This window comes from Sphingobacterium sp. LZ7M1 (genome assembly GCF_024296865.1).
Taxonomy (GTDB): Bacteria; Bacteroidota; Bacteroidia; order Sphingobacteriales; family Sphingobacteriaceae; genus Sphingobacterium.
In genome coordinates this window covers 4,057,219-4,079,852 of sequence record NZ_CP101134.1, presented here as the reverse complement: position 1 = coordinate 4,079,852, position 22,634 = coordinate 4,057,219, and the positions used below count along the sequence as shown (strand labels likewise).

At 38.9% G+C, this 22,634-nt stretch carries 21 protein-coding genes; 19 read left to right on the top strand and 2 right to left on the bottom strand.

Annotation, left to right across the window (positions count from 1 at the left end):
- The first annotated feature begins 14 nt into the window (after positions 1-14).
- From NMK93_RS17510 to NMK93_RS17445, 14 genes are all read left to right on the top strand, one after another.
- Positions 15-620, top strand: a complete 606-nt coding sequence (locus NMK93_RS17510; protein ID WP_185213050.1) for a TetR/AcrR family transcriptional regulator — start codon at positions 15-17, stop codon at positions 618-620.
- Between the two features lie 577 nt (positions 621-1,197).
- A complete protein-coding gene (rlmD, locus tag NMK93_RS17505; RefSeq protein WP_185213049.1) occupies positions 1,198-2,607 on the top strand; it encodes a 23S rRNA (uracil(1939)-C(5))-methyltransferase RlmD in 1,410 nt (469 codons plus the stop codon).
- Positions 2,608-3,009 carry a hypothetical protein gene (locus NMK93_RS17500; protein ID WP_254528934.1) on the top strand — a complete coding sequence of 134 codons (402 nt, stop codon included), beginning with the start codon at positions 2,608-2,610 and terminating at the stop codon, positions 3,007-3,009. It abuts the gene before it with no gap.
- Between the two features lie 56 nt (positions 3,010-3,065).
- Positions 3,066-3,821, top strand: coding sequence for a hypothetical protein (locus tag NMK93_RS17495; RefSeq protein WP_185213047.1), 756 nt, complete (start codon positions 3,066-3,068; stop codon positions 3,819-3,821).
- A gap of 131 nt (positions 3,822-3,952) precedes the next feature.
- Positions 3,953-4,636 carry an OmpA family protein gene (locus NMK93_RS17490; RefSeq protein ID WP_313260521.1) on the top strand — a complete coding sequence of 228 codons (684 nt, stop codon included), beginning with the start codon at positions 3,953-3,955 and terminating at the stop codon, positions 4,634-4,636.
- A gap of 207 nt (positions 4,637-4,843) precedes the next feature.
- Positions 4,844-6,277 (top strand): tRNA (N6-isopentenyl adenosine(37)-C2)-methylthiotransferase MiaB, encoded by a 1,434-nt coding sequence (gene miaB, locus NMK93_RS17485; RefSeq protein WP_185213045.1) that lies wholly within the window; start codon positions 4,844-4,846, stop codon positions 6,275-6,277.
- Positions 6,278-6,299: 22 nt separating this feature from the next.
- Positions 6,300-7,571, top strand: a complete 1,272-nt coding sequence (locus NMK93_RS17480) for a sigma 54-interacting transcriptional regulator (protein WP_185213044.1) — start codon at positions 6,300-6,302, stop codon at positions 7,569-7,571.
- Between the two features lies 1 nt (position 7,572).
- Positions 7,573-8,103 (top strand): LptE family protein, encoded by a 531-nt coding sequence (locus tag NMK93_RS17475; RefSeq protein WP_185213043.1) that lies wholly within the window; start codon positions 7,573-7,575, stop codon positions 8,101-8,103.
- A 20-nt stretch (positions 8,104-8,123) separates the two neighbouring features.
- Entirely contained in the window at positions 8,124-9,233 is a 1,110-nt protein-coding gene (locus NMK93_RS17470) for a hypothetical protein (RefSeq protein ID WP_185213042.1), read from the top strand.
- A 13-nt stretch (positions 9,234-9,246) separates the two neighbouring features.
- Positions 9,247-9,627, top strand: a complete 381-nt coding sequence (gene secG / locus NMK93_RS17465; RefSeq protein WP_185213041.1) for a preprotein translocase subunit SecG — start codon at positions 9,247-9,249, stop codon at positions 9,625-9,627.
- Between the two features lie 235 nt (positions 9,628-9,862).
- Entirely contained in the window at positions 9,863-10,138 is a 276-nt protein-coding gene (gene groES / locus NMK93_RS17460; protein ID WP_185213040.1) for a co-chaperone GroES, read from the top strand.
- 94 nt (positions 10,139-10,232) lie between these two features.
- Entirely contained in the window at positions 10,233-11,870 is a 1,638-nt protein-coding gene (gene groL, locus NMK93_RS17455) for a chaperonin GroEL (protein ID WP_185213039.1), read from the top strand.
- Between the two features lie 135 nt (positions 11,871-12,005).
- Positions 12,006-12,803, top strand: a complete 798-nt coding sequence (locus NMK93_RS17450) for a zinc-dependent peptidase (protein ID WP_254528938.1) — start codon at positions 12,006-12,008, stop codon at positions 12,801-12,803.
- A gap of 67 nt (positions 12,804-12,870) precedes the next feature.
- Positions 12,871-13,854 carry an aldo/keto reductase gene (locus tag NMK93_RS17445; RefSeq protein WP_254528940.1) on the top strand — a complete coding sequence of 328 codons (984 nt, stop codon included), beginning with the start codon at positions 12,871-12,873 and terminating at the stop codon, positions 13,852-13,854.
- 51 nt (positions 13,855-13,905) lie between these two features.
- Here the strand turns inward: NMK93_RS17445 and NMK93_RS17440 are convergent, their stop codons facing one another.
- Positions 13,906-14,286 carry a nuclear transport factor 2 family protein gene (locus NMK93_RS17440; RefSeq protein WP_254528942.1) on the bottom strand — a complete coding sequence of 127 codons (381 nt, stop codon included), beginning with the start codon at positions 14,284-14,286 and terminating at the stop codon, positions 13,906-13,908.
- A gap of 243 nt (positions 14,287-14,529) precedes the next feature.
- Here NMK93_RS17440 and NMK93_RS17435 point away from each other — a divergent pair, with 243 nt between their 5' ends.
- Positions 14,530-16,836 (top strand): lipopolysaccharide assembly protein LapB, encoded by a 2,307-nt coding sequence (locus tag NMK93_RS17435; RefSeq protein ID WP_254528944.1) that lies wholly within the window; start codon positions 14,530-14,532, stop codon positions 16,834-16,836.
- Between the two features lie 192 nt (positions 16,837-17,028).
- Entirely contained in the window at positions 17,029-18,147 is a 1,119-nt protein-coding gene (locus tag NMK93_RS17430; RefSeq protein ID WP_254528945.1) for an acyltransferase, read from the top strand.
- Positions 18,148-18,223: 76 nt separating this feature from the next.
- On the opposite strand, the gene NMK93_RS17425 is transcribed toward NMK93_RS17430, so the two are convergent.
- On the bottom strand, positions 18,224-18,385 hold the full coding sequence (locus NMK93_RS17425) for a hypothetical protein (protein ID WP_185213033.1): 162 nt from the start codon (positions 18,383-18,385) through the stop codon (positions 18,224-18,226).
- 360 nt (positions 18,386-18,745) lie between these two features.
- Between NMK93_RS17425 and NMK93_RS17420 the strand changes: the two genes are divergently transcribed.
- From NMK93_RS17420 to araA, 3 genes are read left to right on the top strand one after another with little or no spacing between them, the layout of a single operon-like run.
- Positions 18,746-20,392: a ribulokinase gene (locus tag NMK93_RS17420; protein ID WP_254528947.1), complete on the top strand. Its 1,647-nt coding sequence runs from the start codon at positions 18,746-18,748 to the stop codon at positions 20,390-20,392.
- Positions 20,385-21,077, top strand: coding sequence for an L-ribulose-5-phosphate 4-epimerase (locus NMK93_RS17415; RefSeq protein ID WP_185213031.1), 693 nt, complete (start codon positions 20,385-20,387; stop codon positions 21,075-21,077). The genes NMK93_RS17420 and NMK93_RS17415 overlap by 8 nt, the downstream gene beginning before the upstream one ends.
- Before the next feature lie 29 nt (positions 21,078-21,106).
- Entirely contained in the window at positions 21,107-22,603 is a 1,497-nt protein-coding gene (gene araA, locus NMK93_RS17410; protein ID WP_185217391.1) for an L-arabinose isomerase, read from the top strand.
- The last annotated feature ends 31 nt before the right edge of the window (positions 22,604-22,634 follow it).

Here is a 22,634-nt window from a genome sequence, read left to right as displayed (position 1 = left end):
AAAAAAACAGCTTCATGGAAGACAAAGTGGTTATAGCAATAAAGAAATCTGCAAGAGATCTATTTAGGAAATATGGCTATAATAAAACCAGTGTTAATGAGCTGGCCAAGAATGCTTCCATTGCTAAAGCAACCTTCTATAAATATTTCGCAAGTAAGGAGTTGATTTTACATGAGGTTCTGATGGATTATATCCAGGACAATGTCTATGATATCCTGAACAAGAACGTGAATGAAAAAGACCTGGCACTTTTCCTTGCCAATACCATTTTGAGGGTTAGCCGTGTAACCTATACGGTCTGTAATGAATTTGTAGGTTGGGAATTTATCCGTGAGTCGGTCAATGCCCAGGAGTACCTTAAACTTCTTTCGGATGACCTGGAGTTTCTATTGCTGCGTTCGTTTATGCAGAATGAAACCATTGCCAATATGATTCCCGAAGAACGATTGACCTTCCTTATTAAAACTTCCAAAAACATTGTATTTTCTTTCGCATTTACCGCTGTATCTGAGGCCGATGTGCGTAAGAATTTTATTTCCTTCCAGAAAGAAATCCTTCCCTATTTAGTTGAAGCTACTCTTTTGGAGTCTAAGAAAGAGGCTTTAGATATAAGACAATAGACATTTTATAGGGCTTTGGGGCAATGTAGTTAAGTTAAGAAATAATCATTATGCAGATTCTTCGTTACTTCTGAGGCCCAAAAGTAACCAAAAGGCTTCGGCTCATTTAAGATGGCTTTTCGCACAGTCATTCACACAAGAAAAGAATGCCTTGATGTCGAGGATGCCGTTCTTCAAAATTCTCCCTTTAGAATTTCTTGAAAGCATCCAAGGCCAATCCCATCGCACACAGCAACGGCATTCTTTCCATTTTTCCGCCATTGGAAATGAGGCGTGGGATAAGGGACTTCCTTCGGAAGAATGGGCGTTTGTTTTGAGAAGACCCTATAAAATTGTGACCTCAAAAAAGAAAATCCTTAACTTAATGACAATAGTCTTTGGGGCCTGTCGTTTAGCCCTACCCAATCATGTTAATTAATATTGAAATTCTCTTGGGTAGATTAATAAGATAAATATTTCGCTCGGTTCTGTTTTCCTTAATCTTTTTCCATTATCTAACAGTAGAATTAATTAGCACATTGCTGTCACGATTGTTAAATCATTTTGCTATTAAATTTTTGCGTATTTTTGCGCCAATATGGGAAGAAGAATACCTCAGGAAAAAAAATTTATTACGGATGTTGAGATTATTGACATTGCGGAAGAGGGCAAGGGAGTTGCCAAGCATGATAATTTAGTTTTATTTATTGAGCGGGCAGTGCCTGGAGATGTGGTGGATGTTGAATTGATCCGCAAGAAGAAGAATTTTGCGGAGGGTAAAATTTCTGAGGTGAAGAAGGCTTCTGAATATAGGATAGATCCATTCTGTTCACATTTTGGTGTGTGTGGAGGCTGTAAATGGCAACACATGACCTATGAATCTCAGCTGAAATTCAAGGAGCAGTATGTAGGGAATGCCTTGTCCCGTATTGGAAAAGTGGATGTTGCTGGCATGGAGCCGATTTTAGGTTCTGCGCAGACAGAATATTATAGGAATAAGCTGGAATATACTTTTTCGAACAAACGTTGGTTGACCAGTCTAGATGAGGTTGAACCTGGGGATTCCATGGATGCTTTGGGTTTCCATGTTCCAGGTAGATTTGATAAGATCTTGACCATTGACCATTGCTATTTGCAACAAGAGCCTTCTAACGATATTAGGAATAGCATTTTTGAATTTGCTAAAGAAAACTTTTTTTCATTCTATGATCTAAGGGACCATGAAGGTTCCCTTCGAAATTTAATCATCAGAACTTCTTCCACTGGTGAATTAATGGTGATCGTGGTTTTTGCATATCCTGAAGAAGGACAGGTAGATTTATTGATGTCCTTTATTAAAGACAAGTTTCCTGAAATTACTTCCTTATTATATATCATCAACCAAAAAAGGAATGATACCATTTTTGATCAAGATATACATGTTTATTCAGGCCGTGATTTTATCTATGAAGAAATGGAAGGCCTCAAATTCAAAGTTGGTCCTAAATCTTTCTATCAAACAAATTCCAGACAAGCATACGAACTTTATAAGATTACCAGAGACTTTGCTGATCTAAAAGGAGATGAGCTAGTCTATGACTTATATACCGGTGCTGGAACTATCGCGAACTTTGTGGCGCGATCTGCTCGCGAGGTTGTTGGCGTGGAATATGTTCCATCAGCTATTGAGGATGCCAAAATCAATTCTGAGACCAATGGAATCCATAACACGAAATTTTATGCAGGTGACATGAAGGATGTGTTGACGGCTGATTTTATCCAAGAACATGGGAAGCCAGACGTTGTGATTACCGATCCGCCTAGAGCAGGTATGCATGCCGATGTCGTAGATAGGATTTTGGAAATGGAAAGTGATAAAGTAGTGTATGTAAGTTGTAATGCTGCAACTCAGGCACGTGATTTGGAAAGCTTAACCAGTAAGTATGAGGTTGTGCGGATAAAACCGGTAGATATGTTCCCCCATACGCAACATGTTGAGAATGTAGTATTGTTAAAATTGAAGAAATAAATGGATTTACAGGATCTATTAAATAAAGGACCCGAAGAAGAAGGTAAAGCAGGAAAAGGGCAGAGTCCATTAGTAAGCTTGAAGAAAGACCTCGATTTTTATAAGGAGTCTATTCAAGAGGTATCTGCTGAAATGATGGCAGAAGGCTATACTCTGTATCCTATTTTTGTTGCCCACCAGTTGAAGGTTGATTTGGGAGAAATGATCTTGGACAGGGATGAGCTGAATACACAATGGAGCATTCAAGCGAGTTCCCTGGAAGAGTTTGTCGATAGAGGGGTCATAAAGGAAGATAAGAAAGAATATTTCGAAAGGAATTTCAAATCAGCGAATGATTTTATGTGTTTGTTCGTTGTGGTTCCAGAGGGTGCAAACTTTGTTTTCTATCCATATAATGCATAGTGATTTAAAACTTTTTAACATTTCCTAGTCAAAAGTATTATTACCTTTAAAATTGGATGTATAATAAAGTAAAATATATTGCCCTGTTATGTACATTGTTTTTCTTGGCGCTTGCTGCACATGCCCAAGATCAGGATAACATAATTTCTGGATTGGTTCTGGAAAAAGGGACAAGCACTAGGATTAGTGATGCGAACGTGGTCAACCAGAGGACCAAACAAACTGTGAGGAGTAACTCTTACGGTGTCTTTAATATTGAAGTTAATGTTGGTGATACCATTACCATCAGTAAAGTTGGATATGGACCTATCAAAACTAGGATCAACACGCTAGAAGATATTTTGGTGGATTTGCAGGCGGGTAATCGGATCGAGACCGTTGTTGTGACCCGTAGTACGAAGGAGATGGAGATGAAGGAGATGTTGAATGACTACGAGAGCAAAGGAGTCTACAATGGTGGACAGAATAAATTTGGCACCTATGTTTCCAGTCCTGCAACAGCCTTGTATAACCTTTTTGGAAAGGAAGCCAAAAATGCGAAGCGTTTTGAGAAGTTCATGAACCAAGAGCTTGAAGAAACTAAGGTAGACCGTATTTTCAATAAAACCATAGTTACCAAACTGACCCATCTGGAAGGAGAGGAATTACAATCTTTTATGGATATCTATAGACCATCCTATGCCACTGCGTCGCGTTGGGGTCAATACGATCTGATGAATTACATCAATTCATCTTTTAAGACTTGGAATGCTCAAGGGCGCCCTAAATCACAACGTTTACCGAAGTTAGATATTCCTGTTCAGGAAAAATAAGATACTGATAATTAATATGTTGCAACTGACAAAGGCGATAAAAAAGCTTTTGGCATTGGCTTTGCAAATAAGTTGACTATAAATTGACAATAAATTATTTAGTATAAAAGATAAACAAATTGATTATGAAAATGAATAAAAGACTAGCGGTTTATGGATTGACAGTAGCTACATCAGCTATGTTATTTGCTAGCTGTTCAACCATTCAAAATAGTAGTAACACTACAAAAGGAGCAGTAATCGGTACTGCATCAGGTGGTGCTCTTGGAGCATTAATCGGAAGTAAAGCAGGTAACACGGCAGTTGGAGCAATCGCTGGAGCTGTAATTGGTGGAGCTGCAGGTACTTTGATCGGTAAGAAAATGGACAAACAGGCCAAAGAGATCGAAAATACAGTAGCTGGTGCTGAAGTAGAGCAAGCAGGTGAGGGTATTTTGGTAAAATTTGACTCTGGAATTTTGTTTGATTTCAACAGTACAGCTTTGAAACCATCTGCAAAGGAAAACATCGCTAAATTAGTTGAGACCTTGAATAAAGAACCAGATACTGAAATCTTGGTGTTAGGTCACACAGATAACGTAGGTACATTACAAGCAAACCAAAAAGTTTCTAATGGTCGTGCCGCATCTGTAAAATCATTCGCAGTTTCTCAAGGTTTAGCAGGTAGCCGTATCAAAACAGAAGGTAAAAACTATTCTGAGCCAATTGCATCAAACGATACTGATGCAGGAAGAGCAGAAAACCGTCGTGTTGAGATCATTATTACTGCAAGTAAGAAAATGCAAGAAGAAGCTAAAAGAGAAGCAGGTCAATAAGACTGTAAAAAATAATTTGAAAAGGGTGTCAAGTAAATTGACACCTTTTTTTTTGATTTTGCTGATTACTGGGTTGAAGATGTTATAAAACCAAGGTAGGGTGGAACAGACTTGGGAGGGGATTTTTGTTAAATTTTCCTCAACTGCTGACAAACTGTCATTTGTTTAATAGATAATTACTAACTTTGTAGTCTTTGAAAATTGACTATGTTAGAGTTATCGCATACAACAAAAACGCATGATGAATCTCGTCAAGGCGAGGCTTTAGATATGCTGCCTACAGGGAAATCCACTGGGCGTAAGTTATATATAGAGAGTTACGGGTGTCAGATGAATTTTTCTGACAGTGAGATTGTGGCATCTATCCTAATGGATAAGGGTTTTGAGACTACTAAGGACTATAAAGATGCCGATGTAGTGTTTATCAACACCTGTTCGATCCGTGAGAATGCTGAACAACGTGTTAGGAATAGGCTGAAGGAGTTTGAATCTGCGAAGGCTAAGAACCCTGGGATGGTTGTAGGCGTTTTAGGCTGTATGGCGGAACGTTTGAAGGCTAAATTCTTGGAAGAGGAGAAGTTGGTGGATGTTGTGGTTGGGCCAGATGCTTACCGTGATCTTCCTAATTTGATTGAAAAAGTTGATGAAGGTGGTCGTGCTGTAAACGTATTGTTATCTAGGGAGGAAACTTATGCTGATATCAGTCCGGTGCGATTAAATTCGAATGGTATTTCAGCGTTCATTTCCATTATGCGTGGTTGTGATAATATGTGTTCATTCTGTGTTGTTCCATTTACAAGGGGTAGAGAAAGAAGTCGTGATGTGGAATCTATTGTGAAAGAAGCGCAAGACCTATTCAATGCTGGGTACAAGGAAGTAACCTTATTGGGACAGAACGTAGACTCGTATAAATATACGCCAGCGGTGGCAGAGGGAGAAGAGGCTAAGCCTACCGTGAACTTTGCGCAATTGTTGGCATTGGTTGCTGAAGTGAGTCCAGAATTAAGGATCAGGTTTTCTACCTCACATCCTAAGGACATTACAGATGAGGTATTGTATACCATGGCAAAATATGAGAATATCTGTAAATACATCCATTTACCGGTTCAGTCTGGAAACAGCCGCGTATTGGAGTTAATGAATAGGACCTATGACCGAGAATGGTATATCAACAGAATTGAAGCCATTCGCCGTATTATTCCAGAATGTGGGATTTCTACAGATGTCATCACCGGTTTCTGTACTGAAACTGAGGAAGAACATCAGGAAACCCTTTCCATGATGGATTATGTAAAATATGATTACGCCTATATGTTTGCTTATTCAGAACGTCCGGGAACTTTGGCTGCCAAACGTTATGAGGATGATATTCCTGAAGAAGTTAAAAAACGCAGGTTGACCGAGATTGTGGATCTTCAACGTGAGCATAGCTTATATAGAATCGAAAAATTTGTAGGTCAGGTTCAAAAAGTATTGATTGAAGGGACTTCAAAGCGTTCTGACAAGGATTTCTGCGGAAGAAACGATCAAAATACTATGGTTGTATTTCCAGTAGATGAACGCTATAAAGTAGGAGATTATGTGAATGTGTTAGGCGAAAGCTGTACATCTGCAACATTGATTGGGAAAATAGTTGATTAATATCAAACACTAAATATTAATAATGGATCATCAAGATATTAAGAGCAGGTTTGGGATTATTGGGAATTCTCCATTACTAAATCGTGCGATCGATATTGCACGTCAGGTAGCACCTACCGATATCTCGGTTTTGATTCAAGGTGAAAGTGGTTCTGGTAAGGAAGTGTTTTCACATATCATCCATCAATTAAGTGGCCGCAAGCATGGTCCGTTTATCGCGGTAAACTGTGGTGCGATTCCAGAGGGAACGATTGATTCTGAATTGTTTGGTCATGAGAAAGGTTCTTTTACGGGAGCCCATGAAGCAAGGAAAGGATATTTTGAAGTCGTTGATGGAGGGACCATTTTCCTAGATGAAGTTGGTGAATTACCTTTAGGTACGCAGGCACGATTGTTACGGGTTCTGGAGTCGGGTGAATATATCCGTGTTGGATCGTCTAAAGTTCAGAAAACAAATGTTCGCGTAGTTGCTGCGACGAATGTTGATGTTTATGAAGCGGTAAAGAAGGGGAAATTCAGGGAAGATCTATATTATAGATTGAATACTGTTCCATTGCGTATTCCAGCTTTGCGAGAGCGTAAGGAAGATATTGTCCTTTTATTTAGGAAATTCGTTGTGGATTTCTCAGATAAATACCGTTCACCGGGTATTCAACTTACAGAAGACGCGCAAGAAATGTTGCGTAACTATAGCTGGCCGGGAAATGTGAGGCAATTGAAAAATATTGCAGAGCAGATTGCCGTTCTAGAGAAGGAAAGGTTGGTCAACGCACAGATTTTAAGCCATTATCTGCCAGTTGAGACCCAAAGTACTACTCTTCCGATGCCATTAAAGGATCAGTCGAAGGAGAATTTCTCGGAAAGAGATTTGTTGTACAAGGTTCTGTTCGACATGAAGAAGGATATGGTCGACTTAAAGAAATTAGTCGTTGAGTTGATGCAGAAGGGTTTCAATCAAGGAACCATGGATCAAAATTCACCTTATATCAATCAATTGTATCAGGAGATCAGGCCAAGTTCTGCGGCCATTGGTTCAGAAGACTATCCTGTTAATCCAAATCCAACGATTACCATCCATAATCCTAATCAGCCGAATGGGAATGCAAATGATTATTTGTATGATACCCAAGATGTGGAAGAGGTAGAAGAATCATTATCTTTACTTGATAAGGAGTCTGATTTGATCAAGAAAGCCCTCAAGAAGCATAAAGGCAAGCGTAAAGCAGCGGCGCAGGAATTAGGAATTTCTGAGCGTACGCTTTATAGAAAGATTAAGGATTTGAACTTAGATTAATATGTCCAATTTTAAGAATAAAGGCAATTTCATTACATTTATTGTTGCTGCTTTAGTAATACTTACTTTTAATGGTTGCGGTGTAAAATATAGTTTGAGTGGAGGGTCGATTCCCGAAAACATGAAAACCTATTCGGTGGAGATATTTGAGAATATTTCGCCTTTTGTATCTGCTACCTTGAGCCAGACCTTTACGGAGGGGTTGAAGGAGCGTATAAGGACCCAATCTAAGTTGAGCCAAGTAAATCAGGATGGAGATGCTATCTTTTCAGGAGTGATCACCAACTATGCGATTACGCCTGCGGCAGTGGAAGCTGGGACAGATATGGCAGCATTAAACCGACTATCCATTACAGTTAAGGTAAAATACGTGAATAGGAAAGATGAGACCGGTGAAAGTGACTTTGAGGAGTCTTTTACGCAGTTTAAGGAATTTAGAGGACAGGTAAATAGCCAAGAAATGACCTTAAACCAAGAGATTGTCAAGATGTTGACCGAAGATGTATTTAACCGCGCATTTAATAACTGGTAAAAAAAGAGCCTTTGAATCACATGGATCAAGTATATATTTTTAGAAAAGCACTGGAAAACCCCATGGAAGTTAGTGTTGCTGATTTTGAGCAACTCCTGACCAAGTATCCATATTCCCAGCCTATAATATATGCCTATGAACGCAAGAAATTTTTAGAAGGACAAAGCATTGATAAGCAGCGAACTTTGATCTATGCCAATAATCCTTTTTGGCTACGTGATTATTTACAAAAACCAATTGAGGTTATCCCTGAGATAGAAGTGGACTCTGATGATTATATTGCCTATGAGGAGCTTGACGGTGATGGGCTGATAGAGGAAACGGAAGTTGAGGCAGTAGATGTAGAGAGTATCCCAGAGGTTGAAGAAACTATCGCGGAGCCAGCAAATGATCTTGACGAAGTGGAAGATGAGGTTGTTGAGCGTCAAGAAGAGGAGATAAAGGAGGAAGAGCCTGCATTTGAATTCGCTGCGGGGTACGATATTGAAAGGGAATATGCTGGAGAAGAGGAACATGATGTAGAGTCGGAAGAGCTTGTTTCTGTGGAATCAGATGAAGAAGTGCCTGCTCAGGAAGAAGAAAATAAAAGAAGTCCGGAAGAGGATATCAGTCTGTACAACGATGAATTGATGCCATACAGTTTTAGATGGTGGCTGTATAAGACTAGGATGGAGCATGCCGATACCTATCAGCCTTTTTCTTCGCCTGTGTTGCCGAAACAGCAAAAAGGTCAGTTTGATCCTAAAAAATTAGATGAGGCGATATTGGATCAGCAGATCAGGGAGAATATCTTCCATTTGCAGGATCCTTCGGATAAGCTTAGTGATAAACATAAAAAGGAAACGGTAGAGTTTAAGTCTACGGAGATGATGGATGAGGTGATCGAGAAGTTCATTCGTGAGGAGCCTCAGATCCAGCCTCCAAAGGCAGAGACCATCAATACCGAAAATAAGGCCCGTAGTAGTTCTGAAGACCAATTACAGGTAGTGACCGAGACCTTGGCGAACATTTACGAGACACAGGGGATGTATGAAAAAGCGATCATGGTATTTAGAAAATTAATTTCGGATAATCCAGAAAAAAAATCGTACTTTGCGACCCGAATTAAAGAGATTGAACAAAAGTTATAATTGAAATATAGAAATGGACGTATTATTTATTATCCTAATTATTCTAGCAAGCTTATTATTAGCGTTTTTTGTATTGATTCAGAACCCTAAAGGGGGAGGTTTATCCTCAGGATTTTCTGGTGGCGCTAATTTAATTGGTGTGCAACGCACAGGTGATATTTTAGAAAAAGGAACATGGATTTTTGCGATTGCCTTAATGGTATTTTGTATTGCAATAAATATTATTGGTCCATCATCATCCAACACAGGTGGTTTGGGAGATCAAATTGAGGCGCCAGTAACGGCTCCTAACTTGAACCTTAATCCTTCGGCGACTCCTGCAACAGGAGCTCCAACAGGAACTACTCAAACTCCGGCAACTGAAACTCCAGCTGCTACCGATACGACAAAGTAATCAGGCTTAATAGCTAAAGAAATAGAACCCTGTCTAGTTTTAGGCAGGGTTTCTTGTTTTTATGTTTTGGGAGGGATACGGAATTGGTGTCATGATGACATTAAGATGATGGTTAACTGTCATGAAAAATGACAGTTAATGCAAAAATGGCAAAATATTTTGCTTAATTTCAATTGGCATAGTTAGTGATGCTTTTGAGTTACGTAATCGAAAAAAATAAAATTGATATACAATTATGGCATTAAGTATTAAACCTATCGGAGACAGAATAGTAGTTGAGCCTGCTCCAGCAGAAGAAAAAACAGCATCAGGTATCTATATTCCTGACACAGCGAAAGAAAAACCATCCCAAGGAACAGTTGTAGCTGTTGGTGCTGGTAAACCTGAAGAACCATTGACTGTAAAAGTAGGTGACAAAGTGTTGTACGGCAAATACTCAGGTACAGAGATTACCTATGAAGGAAAAGAATATTTAATTATGCGCGAAGCTGATATCTACGCAGTTCTGTAATTAAAAAATCAACGATAAAAAATTAAAACACAGTAGGTTTTGGGTTTGAGATCTATTGAAAAACCTAATACCTAAGATTCAATTTCATATAACAATGGCAAAACAAGTAAAATATAATGTAGAAGCGCGCGACGCCCTGAAAAAAGGTGTTGACACACTTGCAAACGCAGTAAAAGTTACCTTAGGTCCAAAAGGTCGTAACGTAATCATTGAGAAAAAATTTGGTTCTCCAGCAATCACTAAAGATGGTGTTTCAGTTGCGAAAGAAATCGAATTGAAAGATGCTCTGGAAAACATGGGCGCACAAATGGTTAAGGAAGTTGCATCTAAGACTGCTGACCAAGCGGGTGACGGAACAACTACTGCTACTGTTTTAGCTCAAGCAATCGTAGCTCCAGGTATTAAGTCGGTAGCTGCTGGTGCAAATCCAATGGATTTAAAACGTGGTATTGACAAAGCTGTTGCTGCTGTAGTAGAGAACCTAAGATCTCAATCACAAGTAGTAGGTGCTGACAACAATAAAATCAAACAAGTTGCTTCGATTTCTGCAAACAATGACGAAGTTATCGGTTCATTGATCGCTGAAGCAATGGAAAAAGTTGGAAACGACGGAGTAATCACTGTTGAAGAAGCAAAAGGAACTGAAACTGAAGTGAAAACTGTGGAAGGTATGCAATTTGACAGAGGATACTTATCTCCATATTTCGTAACTAACTCGGATAAAATGGAAGCGGAATTAGAAAGCCCTTACATTTTGATCTATGACAAGAAAATCAGCAACATGAAAGAGTTGTTGCCAATCTTGGAAAAACAAGTTCAAACTGGAAAACCTTTATTGATCATTGCAGAAGATTTAGACGGAGAAGCTTTAGCTACTTTGGTAGTTAACAAAATCCGTGGATCACTGAAAGTTGCTGCTGTTAAAGCTCCTGGATTCGGTGACCGTCGTAAAGCAATGTTGGAAGATATCGCTATCTTAACTGGAGGTACAGTAATTTCTGAAGAGAGAGGTTTCAAATTAGAAAATGCTGAATTATCTTATTTAGGACAAGCAGAGAAAGTTGTTGTTGACAAAGATAACACAACTATCATTAACGGTGCTGGAAACGTGGAAGATATTAAGGCACGTGTTGCTCAAATCCGTTCACAAATTGAAACTACAACTTCTGACTACGATCGTGAGAAATTGCAAGAGCGTTTGGCTAAATTGTCAGGTGGTGTTGCTGTTCTTTACGTTGGTGCTGCTTCGGAAGTAGAGATGAAAGAGAAAAAAGACCGCGTTGATGATGCTCTTCACGCTACTCGTGCTGCAGTAGAAGAAGGTATTGTTGCTGGTGGTGGTGTTGCTTTCATCCGTTCAACAGAAGCTTTGGTTAACTTAAAAGGCGAAAACGAAGATGAGCAAATCGGTATCGATATCATCAAACGTGCTATTGAAGAGCCATTACGTCAGATCTGTGCAAACGCAGGTATTGAAGGTGCAGTAATCGTTCAAAAAGTTAAAGAAGGAACAGCAGATTATGGATACAATGCTCGTACAGACAAGTTTGAGAACTTGATTTCTGCTGGAGTTATCGATCCTACTAAAGTATCACGTGTAGCGTTAGAGAATGCTGCTTCAGTAGCTTCCATGTTATTGACTACAGAGTGTGTACTTGCTGATGAACCAGAAGACAACCCAGTAGGTGCTGGCGGTCCTCCAATGGGCGGTGGCATGGGTGGAATGATGTAATCATCATCCCTTAATAGATACAAAAGAGCTTTCCAATTGGGAAGCTCTTTTTTTGTATGCCCGCAAACGTTTATTACCGACTTCAACGCATCATTATTTGTATATTAGAATTTGTGCTACCTCAATTAAATATATATGGAAACTTATAATATCATTGCCCTTCTTATCGTCTTTTCAATTGGTATTGGACTGGCAGTCTACATCTGGAAAAAAGTGGGCAATAAAAAGGTGGTCAACAAGGTGATTCCAGACGAAAGTGAAATAGAAAATGTGCTTCGAGAAAAAGTGAACTTCTTCAAGCAATTGAACGTAACTGAACAGGGTAAATTCATCAAGAGGGTTTCCTATTTTTTGGCTACCACAAAGATTTCTCCGGAAAAAGGTGCTGTGATCAATGATGAACATAAGATTCTGATAGCTGCCAGTGCCACCATTCCCCTCTTTCATTTTGAAAATTGGTCTTATGAAAACTTAGATGAAGTCCTTGTCTATCCAGGAACCTTCAGTGAAAAGTATGATATTGAAGATGAAAAAAGAAATATCCTTGGGATGGTGGGAGATGGTGCCATGCACAGAAAGATGATCCTGTCGCTTTCTGCATTGATGGCCGGATTCAACCAAAACGGGGAAAGCAATACTGCTATCCATGAATTTGTTCACCTTATTGATAAGGCAGATGGGGAGGTGGATGGAATTCCGGAATATTTGATCCCCAAAAGTTTGATCCATCCTTGGTTGGAGGAGATGCAAGCTACCATTTCAGCCATCAGAAGAGACAAGTCAGATATTAGAGATTATGCAGCTACAAATCCAGCAGAATTCTTGGCGGTTGTTTCGGAATATTTCTTTCAGAAACCTAAAATGTTGAAATCAGATCATCCGGAACTATATTCCATGCTGAATGAAATATACAATGGAAATAAAGAAGAATAATACTAAACATTTTTAATTAATGTGCTGTTGTTTAATTGAATAGGTCAAAACAAAAAATTAAAATATTATGGAATACAGGTATATAGGAGACAGTGAGATCAATGCTTCGGTAATTACATTTGGGGCTTGGGCAGCAGGTGGATGGATGTGGGGGTCGACCGATCGTAAAGAAGCCATTGAGGCTATAGTCGCGGCCTACGAGGTGGGTGTGACCACTATTGATACAGCTCCTATTTATGGTCAAGGAACCAGCGAAGAGATTGTTGGAGAAGCCCTGAAGGATATCCCTAGGGATAAAACCCAAATCCTGACTAAGTTTGGGATGCGCTGGGATTTAGCGGAAGGCGATTTCGCCTTTCACAGTAAGAAAAACAATGGTGAAGATATTGAAATCTATAAATATGCTGGAAAGGATAGTATTATTTATGAATGTGAACAGAGTCTAAAAAGGCTTGGGACAGATTATATCGATCTCTATCAGATCCATTGGCCAGATTCAACGACCCCTTTGGATGAAACCTTTGAAGCAGTTGCCCAATTGATCGAACAGGGAAAAATCAGATATGCTGGGGTTTGTAATTATAACGCCCAATTGATGGCTGAAGCTGAGAAGACCTTGCCATTGGTTTCTAACCAGATCCCTTTTAGCATGGTGAACAGGGCAGTGGAGGAAGAGACCATTCCATACTGTATTAAACATAATAAAGCTGTACTAGCCTATAGTCCATTGGAAAGAGGTCTTTTGACCGGTAAGATCCATGTTGGTCATCAGTTCCAGGAGGGCGACCATAGAGCCAAACATCCGCACTTCCAGCCTGATTTTATTGAGAAGACCAACATCTTGTTGGAGCGGATAAAGCCACTGGCAGATGATAAGGGGGTTACTTTGGCGCAATTAGTCCTCCGCTGGACCGTTGAACGTCCTGGTATTACGATCGCCTTGGCTGGCGCTAGAAATGCCCAGCAGTCTGTTCAAAATGCGAAGGCCATGGATTTCAATCTAACCCAAGAGGAATTGGATTTCATGAATGCGGTAGTTGATGCCTTTTAATCTTAAAAAGAATAATATTGAACGTTATTAAGAAGATTAATAACGTTCAATTTAACTGATATCCTTTAACACAATGATCTTATTTTCTGGGCTGAATTCAAAGATTGATTTTCCGTCGAGTTGGATGCTGTCTCCAATATTTAATTCTGGTGAAAGATCTTTAGAAAGTTTAGCGGAGTACTCAATAGTGATTTCAGAATAGTTTTCGAAGTGTTCCATTGCGGTGATCTTTTGATGCCGCTCAGAGAAAAAGGACTTTGCCTGTTCTGCCTGATTCATAAATTCTTGTTTCCCCACAAGTGAATCAGTTACATTTCCATTGGATATATTTTCGAACAGAAGGTTTTCATCTAAATCTCTAGACATCATTTCTGTGTTGAAACTATTATAGCCGTTAATATAGTTCTTGATTATTTCTTCCCTGCTATTCATGTTGTAAGTTCGATTTAGTGATCGAATTAAAGATAAGAGAATTCTCTTTTAATATCGCCCATTTTTAGGCTCGTTTTTATTGAATTGGCTTTCAGTTAGTTGAAAAAAGAGGTATATTATGAATATGTTAACCTTTAAAAACTTGGAAAATACCTATAATAAATGAGGCTTAACTTTCGTATTTTGCTTTAGGAATCAAATTTGATTTAAGCTTAACATGCTTTTAGCATTAAAATTTAATAGATGAGTTACGAAGAATTAGAGCAGTTGTTTTATGCTGGGGAACTGGAGTTGTGTATAGAAAAGGGGGAAGAATTTTTATTAGATAATCCCAAGGATACGGATGTTCTTTACCTGATGTCGATTGCCCATCATGATTTAGCTTTAGAAGCGGGGCCTGAACAAGCATATAAGGTTATAAAAAAGCAGGTAATCCCATACCTCAAGCGTGTACTGAACTATGAACCTAACAATCCAAAGGTTTTATATAATCTATTAAATTATCAACTAGGCAATCAATATGTGCTGGAGCAAATTGCTAGACCCAATGTAGACCTCACCCAGAGTAATAAAGCTGAACTGCTTGGATATGCCGAAAAACTCAAGCAAGACCCTCTCAACAAAGTTTTCGGATTTGAATTTGAAATCAAGATATATGAGATCTTAAAAGAAGATGATGCTCTACTGAAGTCCTTAAATGAGGCAATTGCTTTCTTCGAGATCGAGTTTGCAGATTTCCGGGAGTTAAAGGATCGCAATATCTCGATTTGCTGGATAAAGAAGGTTTATCTTTTGGACAGGGATGGGGTAACAGAGAAAGTTGAATTGCTGGAAATGATTGATAAGGGAATTTTTCACTTTGTTAGTCCTCAGGATCTTGAATATTTAGATTTAGCAGAGATTGCTTTCCAAGGCAATGGCTTGGACGTTGCTTTAAAAGTATTGTTGAAGTTGATAAAAGGAGACAACCATGAACCTGAGGTTCTCGAAGGCTTTGTGAAATGGCATCAACGATTTAAGGAGCAAATTGAACTGGGTTATAACAATCCGGATGTTTTCTATTATCAGTTAATTATTGAAAGAAACTATTATGAGCCATTGGGTGTTCCTGAGGACTATTACTATCAACATGGATTGGAACTCTTAGGGAAATATCCGAATAACTTTGCTGCAAATCATTTCGTTGGCACTTATTTATATGAGATGGGCAATTTTGATGATGCCTATTCTATTTTGAAGAAAGGGGTGAGTATTCATCCTGATGTGACCACTTGGAGGAGGATGGTAGAGTCTCAATTGTTGTCCACGGGCTTGGTTGAACAGGAAGTTCCGATGTTTGCAAGTTTACCTAGGGATATCTATAACGAAGGGGTTAATTTGGATGACTTTCTGAAAAATATGGCTGAAGATGCAATTAAGGAAGGCTTGAGAGTATTGGATGTAAAACTTTACCAGCAGTCCTTTGATGCATTTAGAAAGTATTTTGAAGATTTTGCCTTCGAAAGTGACTTTTATGGTGATGAGCATTGCTGGGCAATGTGCTGTAACAACCTGGCAATCGTTTATACTGCATTAGGCAACTATCCTGCGGCTGTTTCGGTGGCAGAGGAAGGGTTTAAACATTCTGAGTTCCCAGAATTAAATCACACCCTTATTGATGCCCTTTTGAAACAAGAAGATTATCCCAAAGCCCAGAAAGCCCTGGAAAATTACTTCAGTATTTACGATGAGCAAAGTGCATCGTATTATAGGCACCTACAGCATAAAGCGGACTGGGTGATTGTAAACCATAAATTGGAAATGTCCTCAGATATTAAAGCTGAGGCAGAGGAACTCCTGTTCCAGATTTACGAGCATTATTTGGAGAACCCAGATATTTCTGATTTTGATTTCAGGGATTTTGAAGCTGCCAAAAATACCGTTGAATCTATTTTGTACCATGAATTTGAACATAAATCTGCATCAGAGAGGCGAGACTACTATTTAGCAATCGCTGAGAAGTATCCCGATGAAGCGAATCCCCAATATAATTTGATGCAGGCCTATAACGAACTTGAGGATTATGAGCATGTGAATAAATCGGCAAGACTTTATCTGGAGAATAAACAATCCTTTCTGTTGAATGACTTTGATAAGGCGAAAACCATCTATTTGATTGTCAAAAGTCATTATCTAGTTGGGCAATATAGGGAAGGGGCGGCGATGTTCAGTGATTATGATGCCTTTTGCCTAGAAGCTATGGAATGCAATGAATATGTGATATGGCTGAGTTACGGTATCAAGTTATATGACAAACAAAATGACCTTGGCCAAGTGAATATATTGGTCGATCGTTTTCAAGAGATCTATAAGGTGGAACAGTGGGCCTATGATAGTCTTTCTGAGGAGGTTCTATTGGCAAAAGCCCATGTAAATTATCAACAAGGATATCTCAAGGAAGCCCATAAAATATTAGATTATATTTTATCCTATGATGATCATGATGCCATTGCAGAGCATTTTAAACAAACTTGGAAAAAACCGGGCTTGTTATCCAAATTAGGATTTTAGTAACCTGCCATAATTCACTATGTTTTTTCGGTAATGATCTATTACGCGACATGTTTTTATGTGTAATATTGCATTACTTTTGGAATGAATTAAAATCACACAGAGGGGTTTATCCTTTATGCGCCCTTATTAATACGCCAAATTTAACTATTAAAGATTTTTTCTTTTACTGTACATTGTTAATTATTCAATATGAATAGTGAAAAGCTGTCGAAAGTTATCGACACAATGAGAATGCCCTTGATCTTTCTGGTGGTTATTGCTCATTTGGCGCCTTTTGCATATCCTACCATAAAGTTCAATATTTCCGCCAATGACACTTATGTCTTGGTTTCGGAAATGTTTTCCCATCATATTGCGAAGTTTTCGGTTAGATGCTATTTTCTGGTTTCTGGCTTTTACTTTTTCAAAAGCTTTTCAGGAAATGTTCTTCCTTTCTATAAAAAGCAGTTTAGAAGCAGGTTTAGGACGATAATTAGTCCTTATATTATTTGGAATATCATTACTGGAATCGCGATATTCTCTAAGAATTTTATTTTCATCAAGTTAGGTAAACCCGTTGATGATGATTTTGGGATTCTCATGAATGCTGGTTTCTACCATAATCTCTGGGAGGTGCCGATAAATTTTCCATTATGGTACCTGCGAGATCTGATTGTTATGGTATTGATTTCCCCGCTGATAGTTTATTTTATCAAGTATTTCAGGGCTTATGGAATTATGGGCCTGGCCATTCTGTATTTAGCTTTTATTGAGATCCCTGTTCCTGGATTTAGCATGACCGCTATATTTTTCTTTAGTTTAGGAGCCTACTTTTCTTTGGAAAAAAGAGATATGCTCAAGCTATTTGACAAGGTTAAATATCCAGCAATGGGTTTGACATTTCTTTTCCTTTATCTTTCCTTAAAGGCCAGTGGGACTGATTATCATGAATATTTTTTGAGAGTGTTTATTTTAGCCGGCGTTATTTCCATGTTCAATTTATTCGCCTATCTCAATGATAATTATGAGGTCATGAACAAATTGACTGGCTTCAGCTCACTTTCCTTTTTTATTTATGTGTTCCATGAAATTTATATCATAGAATGGTTGAAAGGATTTTTCTTCAATCATCATTTATTTATGGAAGGCTGGGACCGGTTTTATGCCTACTTGATCATTCCGATTTTATGTGTTGCCATATGTAGCTTCATCTACTTTGTGTTGATGAAAATGATACCTAAAGTTTTTGTTTTCCTATTAGGTGGAAGAGTTCCAAGTTATCAACGAATCATTTCAAATAAACCAAACAAGCTTTTTAAGCTAGGGTAGCAAATATTAGAAAATAAAAAAAGCGACATACCAATGTCGCTTCCTATCGAATTCAATTCTTTTCTTTGAGCTGAGATTACCAATCAATATTACGATTGTCATCATCTTCTTGGATCCATTGGTCTTCCATAAATCCATTTTGATTCATTGGATAAACTTTTGCTGATCCTGCCGCAATACCTTCTTCAGTATATATTAAAGTAACCTCAATCTTAGGTTGCTTATATTCCTTTTTCATTTTTATTCTTTTAATAGCTGTGTGTGTTCTATTATCACTAACAAATAGTTGGGTGACTATTGTAGAGAGTACAAATTTAATGCTATTGGACTTTCCTCAAGGTTTATTCTAGCTATTAAGTTTTAATTGTAGTGTATGGTCTACACTAATGAAGCGCTATTTTATCTCTCGAATAAATAAATAATTAAGAATTTGAAAAAACTCCCTAGCGATAAAATATATTTTGAATAAATAAGTGTTAAAATGACGTTAATTAAATATTTTTAATATATTGCATTATGAAATGTGAAAATTTCATGATTCAACCCTCTGGTTTGAACAATTATAAACTATCAAATACAACACCAACAGAATTACACAATGCGAGGAAATTATGTCATAGGGATAGATTTTGGTACAGATTCCGTACGCTCTATTTTGGTAAATGCTAATAATGGGGAGGAAGTATCTTCCGATGTGTTTTACTATCCGCGATGGGCCAAAGGTCTTTACAATGATGCTGAAAAGAATCAGTTTCGACAACATCCCTTAGATTATATCGAGGGGATTACCGCCACGATAAAGAGATGTATAGAACTGGCAGGACCTGAGCGGGCATCTCAAGTAGTTGCTATTTCAGTTGATACCACGGGTTCCACTCCGATTGCCATCAATAAAGAGGGAGTTCCACTTTCCTTACTGCCGGAATTTGCTGAGAATCCTAATGCAATGTTTATCCTTTGGAAAGATCATACCGCAGTTGCAGAGGCAAAAGAAATAAATACACATGCAGAAAAGTATGATAATAATTACCTAAAATATGTTGGTGGCGTTTATTCTTCGGAATGGTTCTGGTCCAAAATATTGCATATTTCCCGTGTTGATGAAAGAATTCGTGACCAAGCATATACATGGATAGAACATTGTGATTGGGTGCCTTTTTTGTTGACCGGAGGAAATTCAGCGGATGAGGTTAAGCGTGGAGTCTGTGCAGCAGGTCATAAGGGTTTATGGGCAGAGGAATATCAAGGGTATCCGCCAAGTGAGTTTTTCGAGGGATTAGACCCACTTCTCAAAGGACATGTCGAGAAGTTAGGAACAGGAACCTATTGTTCATCAGAGTCAGTTGGGAAACTATCGGCAGAATGGGCGGAAAAGCTAGGTTTGAGTACCAATGTCAGTGTTGGAGCAGGCGCTTTTGATTGCCATATGGGGGCCGTAGGTGGAGAAATAGAGCCTTATTTCCTAAGTAAGGTAATGGGAACTTCGACCTGTGATATCTTGGTTGTCCCTGGCGAGCTCGATTTTACCGTAGAAGGCATTTGTGGACAGGTTAATGGTTCTGTTATTCCTAAAATGACAGGCCTTGAGGCTGGACAATCAGCATTTGGTGACGCTTATGCCTGGTTTAAGGATCTTTTGATGTGGCCATTGATAGAATTACTGGGCAAGGATCATGAACAGGTTATGCAAGCTGAAAAAAAGATCATCCCTATGCTGAGTGAGAAAGCAAGTGCTATTAAGCCCAAGCTTTCCCAGCCAATGGCAATTGATTGGCTGAATGGCAGAAGAACACCATATGCGAATCAAAATCTAAAATCAGCTTTTTTTGATCTGAACCTATCAACTGATGTAATCTTATTGTTCCGTGCTGTCGTAGAGTCGACCTGTTTTGGAGCTAAGAAAATTGTGGAATGCTTTATTGATCAGCAAATTCCTGTTAAGGGGATTATTGCTTTAGGGGGAGTGGCGAAAAAATCTCCTTTCGTGATGCAAATGATGGCTGATATCATCAATATGCCTATTAAAGTCCACAAATCTGAGCAAACCTGTGCATTGGGAGCTGCCATGTTTGCAGCAGTTGTAGGCGGTATTTATGAAACAGTTGAAGAGGCGATGGAAAAAATGGGACAAGGGTTCGATGTGGAATACCAGCCTAATCCAGAACTTGCTCCAATCTATGCCGAACGATACAAGAAATACAGCCAATTAGCTGATTTACTAGAAAATAACCTTTACCATGTATAACAGAATTAAACAAGAAGCATACGATGCCAACATGGAATTACCCAAGCTAGGCTTAGTTCTATTTACATTTGGAAATGTTAGTGTCGTAGACCGGGAAAATAAGGTTTTTGCGATCAAACCAAGTGGGGTGCCATATGAAGACCTAAAACCATCCGATATGGTAATAGTAGACTTTGATTCGAACATTATCGAAGGCAATCTGAGGCCTTCTTCCGATACAAAAACCCATGCAGTCCTATATAAAGAATGGGAAGAGATAGGGGCCATTGTACACACGCATTCCACCTATGGAACGGCTTGGGCACAGAGCAACAGAGATATCCCTATCTATGGTACAACCCATGCAGACCATCTGACCAAGGACATCCCATGTGCTCCTCCAATGCAGGACGAGATGATCAAAGGGAATTATGAATATCAGACAGGATATCAGATTATCGATCATTTTAGGGACAGTCATTTAGATTATAAGGAAGTTGAAATGATGTTGGTTGGCAATCATGCCCCTTTTTGTTGGGGAAAGGACGGTAAAAAGGCAGTTTACAATGCAGCCGTATTGGAGTATGTGGCAAAGATGGCCTTCCTGACCGAACAGATTAACCCTGATGTACATCGAATGAAGGATTCCTTAATCAACAAGCACTATGAAAGAAAGCATGGTAAAGATGCTTACTATGGACAATAAATCATTAATAAACCTCAAATAATAAATACATGCCTACCTTAAAAAACTTAGAAGTTTGGTTCATCACTGGAAGTCAAGATCTGTACGGAGAAGAAACATTAAAACAAGCAGCAGATCACTCTAAGGAAATCTCAGCCTACTTTAATGATCATTCCAATATACCAGTAAAAGTAATATTCAAGCCTATCGTCAGAAATTCAGAAGAAATATTCGCTACAATTTCAGCAGCAAATGCAGCTGAAAACTGTATTGGGTTGATTACCTGGATGCATACGTTTTCACCTGCCAAAATGTGGATAAGAGGCCTGCAGGCCATGCAAAAACCACTTTTGCATCTACATACCCAATTTAACCGAGATATCCCTTGGGATGCCATAGACATGGACTTTATGAACCTAAATCAAAGTGCACATGGCGACCGGGAATTTGGATTTATTGTGTCAAGAATGCGAATCGGAAGAAAGGTCGTGACAGGCCATTGGCAGGATGAAGAAGTCATTTCGCAGATCAATGTCTGGTGCAGGGCAGCTGCAGCGTGGCATGATTGGCAAGGAGCTAAATTTGTTCGTTTTGGAGATAATATGCGATATGTGGCAGTAACTGAAGGTGATAAGGTTGAAGCAGAGATTAAATTCGGTTTCTCTGTAAACACCCATGGAATCGGAGATTTAGTCGCTGAAATAGATCAGGTTTCGGAAGCTGCGGTAAATAAGCTTGTGAGGGAATACGAACAAGCCTATGTACTTGCAGAGGATGTCCTAGAAAACGGTAAAAACAGAAAACAAGTTGTTGAAGCTGCAAGAATTGAACTTGGTTTAAGATCATTCTTGGAAAAGGGAAATTATAAAGGTTTCACCGATACTTTTGAAGACCTGCATGGTATGTTGCAATTGCCTGGTTTGGCAGTACAGCGTTTGATGCAGGACGGATATGGCTTCGCTGGTGAAGGAGATTGGAAAACTCCAGCCATAGTAAGAGCGTGCAAGGTAATGGCAACAGGCTATGAGGGTGCAAATGCATTTATGGAAGATTATACTTACCATTTCGACCCTAAGAATGAAATGGTTCTTGGTTCCCATATGTTAGAAGTAGATGCTTCTTTAGCAGCAGAAAAACCAAGGTTAGAAGTTCATCCGCTAGGGATTGGCGGCAAATCCGATCCAGCAAGGTTAGTATTTAACTCTAAAGGAGGAAAAGCCTTGAATGCTGCTTTAGTGGATATGGGCGACCGTTTTAGATTGGTGGTGAATACCGTAAAAGGGGTTGAAGTCAAGGAAAAGCTTCCAAAGCTGCCTGTAGCAAGGGTACTTTGGCAACCAGAACCAGACATGAAAACTGCCTGTACAGCCTGGATATATGCGGGTGGGGCGCATCATACCGTTTACAGCCAAAATTTAACCACCGAATACTTAGCTGATTTTGCAAGAATCGCTGGATTAGAATTAATCGTCATAGATGAATCCACAAATCTCAAAGATTTTGAGAATAACCTAAAATGGAGTGAAGCTTTCTTCAAACTTCAATAAGCAACAATAACCAATAATAAACCCTACAATC

Coding starts and splice junctions, on each gene's coding strand:
- NMK93_RS17450 (WP_254528938.1), top strand. CDS start 12,006: ATGGAAACTTATAATATCATTGCCCTTCTTATCGTCTTTTCAATTGGT.
- groES (WP_185213040.1), top strand. CDS start 9,863: ATGGCATTAAGTATTAAACCTATCGGAGACAGAATAGTAGTTGAGCCT.
- NMK93_RS17420 (WP_254528947.1), top strand. CDS start 18,746: ATGCGAGGAAATTATGTCATAGGGATAGATTTTGGTACAGATTCCGTA.
- NMK93_RS17425 (WP_185213033.1), bottom strand. CDS start 18,385: ATGAAAAAGGAATATAAGCAACCTAAGATTGAGGTTACTTTAATATAT.
- NMK93_RS17435 (WP_254528944.1), top strand. CDS start 14,530: ATGAGTTACGAAGAATTAGAGCAGTTGTTTTATGCTGGGGAACTGGAG.
- NMK93_RS17475 (WP_185213043.1), top strand. CDS start 7,573: ATGTCCAATTTTAAGAATAAAGGCAATTTCATTACATTTATTGTTGCT.
- NMK93_RS17445 (WP_254528940.1), top strand. CDS start 12,871: ATGGAATACAGGTATATAGGAGACAGTGAGATCAATGCTTCGGTAATT.
- NMK93_RS17510 (WP_185213050.1), top strand. CDS start 15: ATGGAAGACAAAGTGGTTATAGCAATAAAGAAATCTGCAAGAGATCTA.
- NMK93_RS17470 (WP_185213042.1), top strand. CDS start 8,124: ATGGATCAAGTATATATTTTTAGAAAAGCACTGGAAAACCCCATGGAA.
- rlmD (WP_185213049.1), top strand. CDS start 1,198: ATGGGAAGAAGAATACCTCAGGAAAAAAAATTTATTACGGATGTTGAG.
- NMK93_RS17495 (WP_185213047.1), top strand. CDS start 3,066: ATGTATAATAAAGTAAAATATATTGCCCTGTTATGTACATTGTTTTTC.
- miaB (WP_185213045.1), top strand. CDS start 4,844: ATGTTAGAGTTATCGCATACAACAAAAACGCATGATGAATCTCGTCAA.
- araA (WP_185217391.1), top strand. CDS start 21,107: ATGCCTACCTTAAAAAACTTAGAAGTTTGGTTCATCACTGGAAGTCAA.
- NMK93_RS17430 (WP_254528945.1), top strand. CDS start 17,029: ATGAATAGTGAAAAGCTGTCGAAAGTTATCGACACAATGAGAATGCCC.
- NMK93_RS17490 (WP_313260521.1), top strand. CDS start 3,953: ATGAATAAAAGACTAGCGGTTTATGGATTGACAGTAGCTACATCAGCT.
- NMK93_RS17415 (WP_185213031.1), top strand. CDS start 20,385: ATGTATAACAGAATTAAACAAGAAGCATACGATGCCAACATGGAATTA.
- secG (WP_185213041.1), top strand. CDS start 9,247: ATGGACGTATTATTTATTATCCTAATTATTCTAGCAAGCTTATTATTA.
- NMK93_RS17440 (WP_254528942.1), bottom strand. CDS start 14,286: ATGAATAGCAGGGAAGAAATAATCAAGAACTATATTAACGGCTATAAT.
- groL (WP_185213039.1), top strand. CDS start 10,233: ATGGCAAAACAAGTAAAATATAATGTAGAAGCGCGCGACGCCCTGAAA.
- NMK93_RS17480 (WP_185213044.1), top strand. CDS start 6,300: ATGGATCATCAAGATATTAAGAGCAGGTTTGGGATTATTGGGAATTCT.
- NMK93_RS17500 (WP_254528934.1), top strand. CDS start 2,608: ATGGATTTACAGGATCTATTAAATAAAGGACCCGAAGAAGAAGGTAAA.